The sequence below is a fragment of the Streptomyces hypolithicus genome (assembly GCF_052934925.1).
Genome location: NZ_CM128811.1, coordinates 3757913 through 3769825 on the forward strand (window position 1 = coordinate 3757913; position 11913 = coordinate 3769825).

9 protein-coding genes, 1 rRNA gene and 1 pseudogene are annotated in these 11913 nt (G+C 68.4%); 8 read left to right on the plus strand and 3 right to left on the minus strand.

Annotation, left to right across the window (positions count from 1 at the left end):
• Nucleotides 1–139: 139 nt before the first annotated feature.
• The 4 genes from ACU6WZ_RS17755 to ACU6WZ_RS17770 all read left to right on the plus strand — a co-directional run bounded on the left by ACU6WZ_RS17755 (nucleotide 140) and on the right by ACU6WZ_RS17770 (nucleotide 3882).
• A complete protein-coding gene (locus ACU6WZ_RS17755) occupies nucleotides 140–322 on the plus strand; it encodes a Trm112 family protein (protein WP_447029024.1) in 183 nt (60 codons plus the stop codon).
• A 76-nt stretch (nucleotides 323–398) separates the two neighbouring features.
• Complete coding sequence (locus ACU6WZ_RS17760) at nucleotides 399–1532, plus strand: SIS domain-containing protein (protein WP_447029025.1); 1134 nt, start codon at nucleotides 399–401, stop codon at nucleotides 1530–1532.
• Nucleotides 1533–1628: 96 nt separating this feature from the next.
• On the plus strand, nucleotides 1629–2804 hold the full coding sequence (manA, locus tag ACU6WZ_RS17765) for a mannose-6-phosphate isomerase, class I (RefSeq protein ID WP_447029026.1): 1176 nt from the start codon (nucleotides 1629–1631) through the stop codon (nucleotides 2802–2804).
• 109 nt (nucleotides 2805–2913) lie between these two features.
• Nucleotides 2914–3882 (plus strand): cation diffusion facilitator family transporter, encoded by a 969-nt coding sequence (locus ACU6WZ_RS17770; protein WP_447029027.1) that lies wholly within the window; start codon nucleotides 2914–2916, stop codon nucleotides 3880–3882.
• Between the two features lie 73 nt (nucleotides 3883–3955).
• On the opposite strand, the gene ACU6WZ_RS17775 is transcribed toward ACU6WZ_RS17770, so the two are convergent.
• Together ACU6WZ_RS17775 and ACU6WZ_RS17780 are read right to left on the minus strand one after the other, a co-directional pair.
• Nucleotides 3956–4399, minus strand: a complete 444-nt coding sequence (locus ACU6WZ_RS17775) for a S26 family signal peptidase (protein WP_447029028.1) — start codon at nucleotides 4397–4399, stop codon at nucleotides 3956–3958.
• Nucleotides 4323–4484 (minus strand): annotated as a pseudogene (locus tag ACU6WZ_RS17780) (PTS fructose transporter subunit IIB); the annotation flags it as partial. The pseudogene ACU6WZ_RS17780 and the gene ACU6WZ_RS17775, both read right to left, overlap by 77 nt.
• 447 nt (nucleotides 4485–4931) lie before the next feature.
• Between ACU6WZ_RS17780 and ahcY the strand changes: the two are divergent.
• Together ahcY and ACU6WZ_RS17790 are read left to right on the plus strand one after the other, a co-directional pair.
• Nucleotides 4932–6389, plus strand: a complete 1458-nt coding sequence (ahcY, locus tag ACU6WZ_RS17785) for an adenosylhomocysteinase (RefSeq protein ID WP_447029029.1) — start codon at nucleotides 4932–4934, stop codon at nucleotides 6387–6389.
• A gap of 96 nt (nucleotides 6390–6485) precedes the next feature.
• On the plus strand, nucleotides 6486–7100 hold the full coding sequence (locus ACU6WZ_RS17790; protein WP_447029030.1) for a hypothetical protein: 615 nt from the start codon (nucleotides 6486–6488) through the stop codon (nucleotides 7098–7100).
• A gap of 322 nt (nucleotides 7101–7422) precedes the next feature.
• On the opposite strand, the gene ACU6WZ_RS17795 is transcribed toward ACU6WZ_RS17790, so the two are convergent.
• Nucleotides 7423–8373 carry an RDD family protein gene (locus ACU6WZ_RS17795; RefSeq protein WP_447029031.1) on the minus strand — a complete coding sequence of 317 codons (951 nt, stop codon included), beginning with the start codon at nucleotides 8371–8373 and terminating at the stop codon, nucleotides 7423–7425.
• Between the two features lie 121 nt (nucleotides 8374–8494).
• Here ACU6WZ_RS17795 and ACU6WZ_RS17800 point away from each other — a divergent pair, with 121 nt between their 5' ends.
• Together ACU6WZ_RS17800 and ACU6WZ_RS17805 are read left to right on the plus strand one after the other, a co-directional pair.
• A complete protein-coding gene (locus ACU6WZ_RS17800) occupies nucleotides 8495–9502 on the plus strand; it encodes a stage II sporulation protein M (protein ID WP_447029032.1) in 1008 nt (335 codons plus the stop codon).
• Between the two features lie 596 nt (nucleotides 9503–10098).
• A 16S ribosomal RNA gene (locus ACU6WZ_RS17805) occupies nucleotides 10099–11638 on the plus strand.
• The last annotated feature ends 275 nt before the right edge of the window (nucleotides 11639–11913 follow it).

Genomic DNA, 11913 nt, shown 5'->3' on the forward strand with positions numbered 1-11913 from the left:
CGCCCCGTCACACCGCACCGCCCCCCCACCCAGCGGTACGCTGACGTGGCCCAATCCGTACGGCGGCCGTCCGCACCCCGCACCCGCACCCGCACCCGCACCCGCACCCGCACCCGCATTGCTCGAAGGGACCCACCCCATGCCGCTCGAAGCCGGCCTCCTGGAGATCCTCGCCTGCCCCGCCTGCCACGCGCCGCTGAGCGACGCGTCCACCGCGGACACGCCCGAGCTGATCTGCACCAGCAAGGACTGCGGTCTGGCCTACCCGGTACGGGACGGCATTCCGGTACTCCTCGTGGACGAGGCCCGCCGCCCCGCCTGACCAGGCCCGCGTACCCACCCCCACCACCCCCGCGCACGGCCACACGCCGCGCGCCAGGCGATCGGAGGCCCGCACCATGCTCGACGAGTCGTTGCTGGACGACCCGGAGTCCCTGGCCCGCGCCGACCGTCGCGGCCTGCTGCGCGTCGCCGCCGAAGCAGGCGCCCGCGTACGTACCGCCGCCCGCCACGCCGCCGAGGCCGGCCTGGCCGAGATCCAGCCGGAGGGCCGCCCCCGAGCCGTACTGATCGCCGGCCCAGGCACCGCCGCAGCCGGCGTCGCCGACCTGCTCACCGCGCTCGCCGCCCCCGCCTGCCCCGTCACTCGACTGCACTCCACCGGCGTCGCCGCCGCCGCCGGCGCCCTGCGCTGGGCGCTCCCCGGCTGGGCGGGCTCCGTGGACCTTCTCCTCCTCGTCACCACGGACGGCGCCGAGCCCGGCCTCGCCCTTCTCGCCGAGCAGGCGTACCGGCGCGGCTGCACGGTCGTCGCCGTGGCCCCGGAGCGTTCACCGCTGAGCGAGTCCGTCAACGGCGTACACGGCCTCGTCGTACCGATGGCGACCGCGCCGTACGAGGAGTACGACGAGGGCGCCGCCACCGGCCCGGGCGCGCTCTGGGCCCTGCTGACACCGCTGCTGGTCCTGTGCGACCGCGTCGGCGTGATCACCGCGCCTCCGGACACCCTGCGGCTCGTCGCCGACCGCCTCGACCGCACCGCGGAACGCTGCGGGCCGGCCATCGCGACGTACGGCAACCCGGCCAAGACGCTCGCCGCCGAGCTCGCGGACTCGCTCCCGCTCATCTGGGCCGAGGGGGCGTACGCGGGTCCCGCGGGCCGCCGGTTCGCCGCCGTACTGGCGGAGCTGGCCGGCCGTCCCGCCCTGGCCGCCGAGCTGCCCGAGGCGCTGCCCGCCCACGGCGTACTGCTCGCGGGGACCTTCGCGGCGGGCTCCGACCCGGAGGACTTCTTCCGTGACCGGGTCGACGAGCAGCAGGCCCTGCACGCCCGCGTGGTGCTCCTCCGCGACCGGCCCACCGGCGGGATCTCCGCGGCGCCGGCCGCCCGCGAGCTCGCGCTGAGCCACGACACGGCCATCAGCGAGCTGGAACCGGAGGAGGGCGGCGAGCTGGAGAACCTCGCAGAACTGCTCGCCATCACGGATTTCGCCGCCGTTTACCTGGCGCTCGCTTCCACAAGGCGATCATGAGGTCCAGCACCGCCTGAGCCCCCTCAGGCACCGTCACGCCGGCACAGCACTGTCACGCGGGCACCGTCACCACATCACCACACGCAGGGGACCCCCATGGACCGCCTCTCGAACACCGTGCGCCCCTACGCCTGGGGCTCCACGACCGCCATCCCGGCCCTGCTCGGCACCGCCCCCACCGGCGAACCGCAGGCCGAGATGTGGATGGGCGCCCACCCGGGAGCCCCCTCGCGCATCACGCGCGGCGCCGGATCGGCAGCGCCACAGACCGCCCTCTCCGACGTCATCGCGGCGGACCCGGACCAGGAACTGGGCGCCGCCACCGTGGCCAAGTTCGGGCCGCGCCTCCCCTTCCTCCTCAAACTCCTCGCGGCCGGCGCCCCCCTGTCCCTCCAGGTCCACCCGGACCTGTCCCAGGCGCAGGAGGGATACGCCGCCGAGGAGAGCGCCGGCGTGCCGATCGACGCCCCGCACCGCAACTACAAGGACGCCAACCACAAGCCCGAACTGGTCTGCGCGCTCACCCCCTTCGAGGGCCTGTGCGGCTTCCGCGCACCCGATGAGGCGGCCGAAGCGCTCGCCGCACTCGAAGTCGACTCCCTGAAGCCGTACGTCGACCTGCTGCACGCCCACCCCGAGGAGGCCGCGCTGCGCGAGGTCCTCACCGCCGTACTGACCGCGGACCGCACCGAGATGGCCGAGACCGTCACGGCAGCCGCGACCGCTGCCGAGCGCCTAGGCGGCGCGTACGCCCCGTACGCCGTACTCGCGCACCACTACCCGGGCGACCCCGGCGTCATCGCCGCGATGCTGCTCAACCACGTACAACTCCAGCCGGGGGAGGCCCTTTTCCTCGGAGCCGGGGTGCCGCACGCCTACCTCAGCGGCCTCGGCGTGGAGATCATGGCGAACTCCGACAACGTCCTGCGCTGCGGCCTGACCCCCAAGCACGTCGACGTCCCCGAGCTGCTGCGCATCGTGCGCTTCGAGGCGAGCGATCCCCGTGTCCTGCGCCCCGAGGCGGCCCCCGACGGCGAGGAGCTCTACGCCACCCCGATCGACGAGTTCCGGCTCTCCCGCCACGTCCTGGCCGAAGGCGCCGCGCCGAGCACCCTGCCGTCCGCGACCCCGCAGATCCTGCTCTGCACGGCGGGCAGGGTCCGCGCGGGTGAACTCGATCTCGCTCCGGGGGAGTCGGCCTTCGTACCCGCCGGGGAGGTCGTCGATTTGTCCGGTACGGGCATGGTCTTCCGGGCCACAGTGGTGGTCTGACGTATCCACGCGCACACCGACCGCACGGGCCACGCAGGCAAGCTGCAACAATGTGCGGCCGTACGGCGGCGCCAGGGCCGCGGCACCAAGGAAGGGACACCCTGCACCCATGAGTGCGTCAGGCGGAACCAAGGCGATTGTGGCGGCACTCGCCGCCAACCTCGCGATCGCAGTAGCCAAGTTCGTGGCGTTCCTCTTCAGTGGCTCGTCCTCGATGCTCGCGGAGAGCGTGCACTCGCTCGCCGACTCGGGCAACCAGGGCCTGCTGCTGCTCGGCGGCAAGAAGGCCAAGCGCGAGGCGACCCCCCAGCACCCCTTCGGCTACGGGCGCGAGCGATACATCTATGCCTTCCTGGTCTCCATCGTGCTCTTCTCCGTCGGTGGCATGTTCGCCATCTACGAGGGCTACGAGAAGATCAAGGACCCGCACGCGATCGAGGCCTGGTACTGGCCGGTCGGCGTCCTCATCTTCGCGATCATCGCGGAGTCGTTCTCCTTCCGTACGGCCATCCAGGAGTCCAACGCCGTACGGGGCAAGCTGTCCTGGAAGGAGTTCGTCCGCCGCGCGAAGGCCCCCGAGCTGCCGGTCATCCTCCTGGAGGACCTCGGCGCACTGGTCGGCCTGATCCTGGCTCTTGCCGGTGTGAGCCTCGCCCTGGCCACCGGTGACGGCGTCTGGGACGGCATCGGCACCCTCTGCATCGGTGTCCTGCTGATCATCATCGCGGTCATCCTGGCGGCCGAGACCAAGTCGCTGCTCCTGGGCGAGGCCGCGGGCACCGAGGACGTGGACAAGATCCAGGCGGCGGTCGTCGACGGCGACACCGTCACCCGCCTCATCCACATGCGTACGCTTCACCTCGGCCCGGAGGAGCTGCTGGTGGCCGCCAAGATCGCGGTCCGGCACGACAACACGGCGACGGAGGTCGCCCACGCGATCAACGCGGCCGAGGAGCGGATCCGGGTGGCGGTCCCGATCGCCCGGGTGATCTACCTGGAGCCGGACATCTACAGCGAGACGACAGCCGCGGCAGGCGACAACCCGGCCACAACCCCGGGCGGCCCGGCCCCCCACTGACTGCCGCACCCCGGCACACCCCGAGCACCCCGTCCGCAGGCCCCCGCCGACCACATCGGCGGGGGCCTGCGCGCTACGTCTGTACCGGCACAGGTACAGACGCTGGGCGGGCGGATCGGCGCCGTACGACCAGGAACGCCACCGCTGGCCCCGCCCCGGTCAGCCCCAGGACGACGCCGGTCGCCGCGGCGCCGATGAGCAGAACCGGCACCATCCAGTCGTCCAGTACCCGGCTCCGCACCGCCCCGACCGCCACCGTGCCGGACTGTTCCGAGAGGAAGGAGCGCGAATCCACGGAATTTCCGCGGTTGTCCCCCAGCACGAACATCCGCCCCCCGGGCACCGTGACGTCGAACCTGAACCCTCCGCCGCCCGGACTGCCGCTCGGGCTGACGAATCCCGTCGGCCACCCCCACGACCAGCACCTTCTTGCCCACGAACCGACTGAGATCAACATCCTTGTCGGCCGCGGCGACGATCCCGTCGGCATGCTTGACATCGTTGTCAGAGAGCACATTCTCAGCGCCGATGGATCCTTGCGTCTCCACCTTCATCTCCGCGCCGAGACGCTCGGCGGCCTGCGTCAGCTTCTCCGCCGCCATGTACGTATGAGCGATGTCGGTGGGCAGGCGGTGACCGCGAGCAACCTGAGCTGCTTACGCCCGCTCACCTCTCCGCCTCCCTGGGGGCCGGACGTACTCGTCACGTGATATCTCCTTGTCGCGCGTGCGTTCCCGTGTTCTGGCTGCCCAGGCATGGTGCAACACCACCCCGCCAGGACGAAAGTCCATCAGGCAGCCCCTGCCGCTCGCCCGGCCCCCACCCCCTCGGCCCCACTCCTGACCAGGGCGGCTGGGGCCGACTGGACTGATCGGTGTAGATTCGTGACCTAGCCAGACGTCGCTGCTGATGGCGGTCGGGCGGTCAGTGACCGGCCGAGGGAGAGAGGGCCTCCGACGGACTGCGCTGCGAGCGCCCGGGCACTCGTATGCCCGCCGCCGCAGAGTCAGCCGTACCCACCTCGAACCAATCCACGAGGAGCAGCTCGCATGACGACTGTCGCCACCGGCCAGGACTTCAAGGTCGCCGACCTCTCCCTTGCCGTTTTCGGCCGCAAGGAGATCACGCTCGCCGAGCACGAGATGCCCGGCCTGATGTCGATCCGCAGGGAGTACGCCGCCACCCAGCCGCTCGCCGGCGCCCGCATCACCGGCTCCCTGCACATGACGGTGCAGACCGCCGTTCTCATCGAGACGCTGGTCGCGCTGGGCGCCGATGTCCGCTGGGCTTCCTGCAACATCTTCTCCACCCAGGACCACGCCGCCGCCGCCATCGCGGTCGGCCCGAACGGCACCCCCGACGCCCCGGCCGGCGTCCCGGTCTTCGCTTGGAAGGGCGAGAGCCTGGAGGAGTACTGGTGGTGCACGGAGCAGGCCCTGACCTGGCCGAACACGCCCACCGGCGGCCCGAACATGATCCTCGACGACGGTGGTGACGCCACCCTCCTGGTCCACAAGGGCGTCGAGTTCGAGAAGGCCGGCTCCGCCCCGGACCCGGCCACCGCGGACAGCGAGGAGTACGCCCACATCCTGCGCCTCCTGAACCGCACCCTCGGCGAGAGCCCGCAGAAGTGGACCCAGCTCGCCTCCGAGATCCGCGGCGTCACCGAGGAGACGACGACGGGTGTCCACCGTCTTTACGAGATGCACCGTGACGGCACCCTCCTCTTCCCGGCGATCAACGTGAACGACGCCGTGACGAAGTCGAAGTTCGACAACAAGTACGGCTGCCGCCACTCCCTGATCGACGGCATCAACCGCGCCACCGACGTGCTGATCGGCGGCAAGGTCGCCGTCGTCTGTGGTTACGGCGATGTCGGCAAGGGCTGCGCGGAGTCGCTGCGAGGCCAGGGCGCCCGCGTCATCGTCACCGAGATCGACCCGATCTGCGCGCTGCAGGCGGCCATGGACGGCTACCAGGTGGCGACGCTCGACGACGTGATCGCCATCGCCGACATCTTCATCACCACGACCGGCAACAAGGACATCGTCATGGCCGCGGACATGGCCAAGATGAAGCACCAGGCCATCGTCGGCAACATCGGTCACTTCGACAACGAGATCGACATGGCCGGCCTCGCCGCCGTCCCCGGCATCGTCAAGGACGAGGTCAAGCCGCAGGTTCACACCTGGACCTTCCCCGACGGCAAGGTCCTCATCCTCCTCTCCGAGGGACGCCTGCTGAACCTGGGCAACGCCACCGGCCACCCCTCGTTCGTCATGTCCAACTCCTTCGCGGACCAGACCCTGGCCCAGATCGAGCTGTTCACGAAGCCCCAGGAGTACCCGACCGACGTCTACGTGCTGCCCAAGCACCTCGACGAGAAGGTCGCCCGCCTCCACCTCGACGCCCTCGGCGTCAAACTCACCACGCTGCGCCCCGAGCAGGCCGCCTACATCGGCGTCGAGGTCGAAGGCCCCTACAAGCCCGACCACTACCGCTACTGAGCCACAAGCTCAGCAGTAGGCAGCAGTTTTCCGGCAGGCCCCCGCACCCCCGTGCCGGGGGCCTGCCCCGTGTCGGACCCCGAAGGACGCCAGCTCATGCCCCGCGGCCGCTATTCGCTCCACGACCCCCATGACCACACCCCTCTCGGAGAAGAACACTTCCACTGCGCCCCCGGCCCCTCCGGCTGGCGCTACGTCTCCCAGATCACCACTCCCTCCGGCGACCACGCCGGCTCCGTCGACCTGGCCATCGACGAACTCGGCCGCCCCATCCGCCTGGAACTGCACGCCGCGAGCTGGCAGGTGCGCGGCGCCGCCATCGACGGCGTCACCTGGGTCCGCACCGACCCCACCGGCGTTCACGCCACTGAAGGCAATGCCTCCGCCCATGCCTTCACCGGCACCTCCCCCGCATTCCTGGTTGCCACGACTCGTCTGCTGCGCCTCACCCCCTCTTCCCCCGCCACTCGTGTCCGCCTCGTCGCCCTCACCGACCCCGTCCTGGCTCCCCGCACGATCGACCAGTCCTGGGCCTTGCTGAAGAGTGAAGCGCATGCCACTGACAATGGCCTTCTGATCGTGGACGAGTACCAGGTCAACGCCCTGGACACCGGCGAGCAGCACCAGATCCACATCGCGGGCGACGTGGTCCTCTCAGCCCCCGGCCTGGAACTGGAACACCTCGAAACCCCACCGTCTCCCCGACCCTGACCGAGTGTCGGCCCCATGCCCGGGCGGCCCAGCAACTCAAGCCGCGAGCCGGGTAGCGCGAAGATCCGGCGTCGCTGCACGCAGCATGGACGAAGCCCGGCAGGTCAAGCGGCCCGGGACAGGGCGGGCTTGGTGAGGCGGAGCCCGCACGCATGCAGCCCGGAATTGGGCGGCCGTATTCGCCGAACTCCAGCTGCTCCGGGGTCCGGTCCCGGTGGACCGGCCGCGCCGTGCAGCTCCAGTCGCGGCACTCAAGCCCTTCCGGGGTCTGGGGCTCGCCCCAGTTACGGGAAGGGGCGGGGTAAGACCCCTCGGTTCCACCTCAAGCAGGCGGCGCAAACCCGGTCCCGGCCGACGCACCCCGCTCCGGCGTATCCGCACTCGATCGGCTACCGGGGCCCGCTGCCCCACCAGTCCGCGCACCGGCATCCTGCCCAGGGCCAGTGCCGGGTCCAGGACCAAGCCGAGGGCTAACGCCCGGACGGGCCCCAGGCCCAGGACCCGCGGCCGCACCCACCCTCGCCACCCCTCCGAACGCCCGCTGCACATCCCGCCCCTGCCGCTCACTGACGACCGCCGCCAAGTACGCCGCCGCGGGCACCCCCTCCGGCACCGGCGCCCCCGTACGCGCCGCCATGTCCCCCGCCAGCCGCTGTGCCATGGACGCGCTCACCTGCGCGTCCAGCTGCCCCAAGCGCGTCAGGTACTGCCGCACCGCGAGCCACAGCCCGTCCGGCACCCCGGACAGATCGAGCCCGGCGAACCGCCCCACAAGCCAGGGCGGGGGCGGCGGCACCGCAGCCACCCGACCCGCCGACACCCTCTCCCGTACGACAAGCGTCCCGGCGAACACGTCCCCCACTCGCCGCCCCCGCTCCGACACCAGCGAGGCGAGGCACGCAACGACTCCGAACGTCATCAGGATCTCCACCACCCCCACCGCCCCCCGCACCAGCGCATGGCGGAACCGGATCGGCCCTCCGTCGTCCCGCACCACCCGCAGCCCGCACGCCATCTTCCCCAGCGACCGACCGTGCGTCAGCGTCTCCACCGCTATCGGCGCACCTACCAGCACCAGCAGGAACGACGCCACGGCGATGGCCATCCCGGCCGCCTCGTCCAACGAGGCGGTGGCTATCGCAAGCCCGATCGACACCGCGAGATACGCCGCCCAGACCACCGCCATGTCGATGACCAGAGCAAGCGCCCGACTCGGCAGCCTCGCCGGCCGCAGCGCCAGTACTACCGCGTCCCCCGTAACAAGCTCAGTCACCGGAATCCCACCCTCCGCCGCCCTTCCCTGCCCCCTGGATCCCCAGTCTGCCAAGCTGGCCCGCAGCGCGCGCCGCGCAGTACGGACCGTACGGACCCAGTGCCTGGAGCAGCAGCCGACCATGGACCTCGACGTCTTCGTGACCGCGCACCACGCAGAGTGGGACAGACTGGACCATCTCCTGCGCCGTGGCCGCCGTCTGACCGGCGCCGAAGCCGACGAACTCGTCGCTCTCTACCAGCGCACGGCCACCCATCTCTCCTTGATCCAGTCCAGCGCCCCCGACCCCACGCTCGCGGCGCGCCTCACCCAGCTGGTAGCCCGTGCCCGCGCCACCGTGACAGGCACCCGCCGGGCGTCCTGGCGCGACGCGGCACGCTTCCTCACCGCCGGCTTTCCCGCCGCGGTCTACCGCTCGCGCCACTGGTGGGTCCCCACAGCCCTGCTTTCCACTGCCGTCGCCGTCCTCATCGGCTGGTGGATCTCCACCCACCCCGAAGTTCAGTCGGCGATCGCCGCCCCCGCCGAACTCCGAGAAATGACCCGCCCCGGTGGTCAGTACGAGACGTACTACTCCAGCAACCCCGCCGCTTCCTTCGCGGCCCAGGTCTGGACGAACAACGCCCAGGCCGCGGCCATGTGCCTGGTCCTGGGCGCGTTCCTCTGCTTCCCGGTGATCTGGATCCTCTTCCTCAACATGCTGAACCTCGGCGTCGGCATCGGGCTGATGTCCTCAGCCGGCCGCCTGGACACCTTCCTGGGCCTGGTCATCCCTCACGGCCTGCTCGAACTCACCGCGGTGTTCGTCGCAGCAGGTACGGGCCTGCGCCTCGGCTGGACCCTCATCGACCCCGGCCCGCGCACGCGCCGAGCAGCGCTCGCCGAAGAGGGGCGCGCCGCCATCGGCATGGCTATAGGCCTGGCACTGGTCCTCTTCGTCTCCGGCCTGATCGAAGGCTTCGTCACGCCCTCCGGCCTGGCCACTTGGGCCCGCATCACCATCGGCGTTCTCGCTGAGCTCGCATTCCTCGCCTACGTCTACGTCCTGGGCGCCCGGGCAGCCCGAGCCGGAGACCGAGGAGACGTCGAACAGCTCGACCGGAGCGCGGAGCTGCCCACCGCAGCGTGATGTGCGCCCACACCCGCTGACCTGGTACTGTCCTGTCCGCCCCCCAAAGACTGTTGACACAGGCGCTGCGGGGCAGTAGATTTAAACGGTTGCACGAGTTGGACATGATCGCTCAGCAACGGTTAGTGTCTATCTCGCTCTCGAGGAAATTGCGTTCCTGAGAGCCTCTCGATTCACATTCGAACCACGAAGCCGATTAGCTCGGCCGAAATGCTTCTGATAAAGTCGGGGCAAGCCGAAAGGCAAAGGCCACTCCAATCGGCCACCAGAAACAAAACGAACCGGAAACGGAACGGAAAACGGATCTGGTAGGGTTGGAAACACGAAGTACCGAACGATAGCCGCCCGGAGGAAAGCCCGCGAGGGTGAGTACAAAGGAAGCGTCCGTTCCTTGAGAACTCAACAGCGTGCCAAAAGTCAACGCCAGATATGTTGATACCCCGGCCCACCTCTGGTGGGTTGGTGGTTCCTTTGAAAAGTCCTGGCCGCCCTTGTGGTGGTCAGGCGAACACAGCGAGGACGCTGAGGACAGCGGGCCATATTCCGGCCCGATCTGTTCCGCTCTAAGTGTGTGTGAGCTCGATTACGAGCAAACATTCATGGAGAGTTTGATCCTGGCTCAGGACGAACGCTGGCGGCGTGCTTAACACATGCAAGTCGAACGATGAAGCCCTTCGGGGTGGATTAGTGGCGAACGGGTGAGTAACACGTGGGCAATCTGCCCTTCACTCTGGGACAAGCCCTGGAAACGGGGTCTAATACCGGATAACACTCTTCCCTGCATGGGGAGGGGTTAAAAGCTCCGGCGGTGAAGGATGAGCCCGCGGCCTATCAGCTTGTTGGTGGGGTAATGGCCTACCAAGGCGACGACGGGTAGCCGGCCTGAGAGGGCGACCGGCCACACTGGGACTGAGACACGGCCCAGACTCCTACGGGAGGCAGCAGTGGGGAATATTGCACAATGGGCGAAAGCCTGATGCAGCGACGCCGCGTGAGGGATGACGGCCTTCGGGTTGTAAACCTCTTTCAGCAGGGAAGAAGCGACTGGGTTTTCCCGGACGTGACGGTACCTGCAGAAGAAGCGCCGGCTAACTACGTGCCAGCAGCCGCGGTAATACGTAGGGCGCAAGCGTTGTCCGGAATTATTGGGCGTAAAGAGCTCGTAGGCGGCTTGTCACGTCGGATGTGAAAGCCCGGGGCTTAACCCCGGGTCTGCATTCGATACGGGCAGGCTAGAGTGTGGTAGGGGAGATCGGAATTCCTGGTGTAGCGGTGAAATGCGCAGATATCAGGAGGAACACCGGTGGCGAAGGCGGATCTCTGGGCCATTACTGACGCTGAGGAGCGAAAGCGTGGGGAGCGAACAGGATTAGATACCCTGGTAGTCCACGCCGTAAACGTTGGGAACTAGGTGTTGGCGACATTCCACGTCGTCGGTGCCGCAGCTAACGCATTAAGTTCCCCGCCTGGGGAGTACGGCCGCAAGGCTAAAACTCAAAGGAATTGACGGGGGCCCGCACAAGCAGCGGAGCATGTGGCTTAATTCGACGCAACGCGAAGAACCTTACCAAGGCTTGACATATACCGGAAACACCTAGAGATAGGTGCCCCCTTGTGGTCGGTATACAGGTGGTGCATGGCTGTCGTCAGCTCGTGTCGTGAGATGTTGGGTTAAGTCCCGCAACGAGCGCAACCCTTGTCCTGTGTTGCCAGCATGCCCTTCGGGGTGATGGGGACTCACAGGAGACCGCCGGGGTCAACTCGGAGGAAGGTGGGGACGACGTCAAGTCATCATGCCCCTTATGTCTTGGGCTGCACACGTGCTACAATGGCCGGTACAATGAGCTGCGATGCCGTGAGGCGGAGCGAATCTCAAAAAGCCGGTCTCAGTTCGGATTGGGGTCTGCAACTCGACCCCATGAAGTCGGAGTTGCTAGTAATCGCAGATCAGCATTGCTGCGGTGAATACGTTCCCGGGCCTTGTACACACCGCCCGTCACGTCACGAAAGTCGGTAACACCCGAAGCCGGTGGCCCAACCCCTTGTGGGAGGGAGCTGTCGAAGGTGGGACTGGCGATTGGGACGAAGTCGTAACAAGGTAGCCGTACCGGAAGGTGCGGCTGGATCACCTCCTTTCTAAGGAGCACTTCTTACCAGGCTTCGGTTTGGTCAGAGGCCAGTTCATCGGCGAACGTCCGGTGCTGGTTGCTCATGGGTGGAACGTTGACTATTCGGCACGGTTGGTTGGGACTGTTAGTACTGCTTCGGCGTGGAACACAGTCTGGATTGGCCGGGTCGGGCACGCTGTTGGGTATCTGAGGGTACGGACTTCGGTCCTTATCTTCGCGATGCCGGCCCCAGTGCACTCGTTCTTCGGAGCGGGGTGATGGGTGGCTGGTCGTTGCTTGAGA

Coding starts and splice junctions, on each gene's coding strand:
- manA (WP_447029026.1), top strand. CDS start 1,629: ATGGACCGCCTCTCGAACACCGTGCGCCCCTACGCCTGGGGCTCCACG.
- ahcY (WP_447029029.1), top strand. CDS start 4,932: ATGACGACTGTCGCCACCGGCCAGGACTTCAAGGTCGCCGACCTCTCC.
- ACU6WZ_RS17790 (WP_447029030.1), top strand. CDS start 6,486: ATGCCCCGCGGCCGCTATTCGCTCCACGACCCCCATGACCACACCCCT.
- ACU6WZ_RS17760 (WP_447029025.1), top strand. CDS start 399: ATGCTCGACGAGTCGTTGCTGGACGACCCGGAGTCCCTGGCCCGCGCC.
- ACU6WZ_RS17770 (WP_447029027.1), top strand. CDS start 2,914: ATGAGTGCGTCAGGCGGAACCAAGGCGATTGTGGCGGCACTCGCCGCC.
- ACU6WZ_RS17800 (WP_447029032.1), top strand. CDS start 8,495: ATGGACCTCGACGTCTTCGTGACCGCGCACCACGCAGAGTGGGACAGA.
- ACU6WZ_RS17775 (WP_447029028.1), bottom strand. CDS start 4,399: ATGTGCTCTCTGACAACGATGTCAAGCATGCCGACGGGATCGTCGCCG.
- ACU6WZ_RS17755 (WP_447029024.1), top strand. CDS start 140: ATGCCGCTCGAAGCCGGCCTCCTGGAGATCCTCGCCTGCCCCGCCTGC.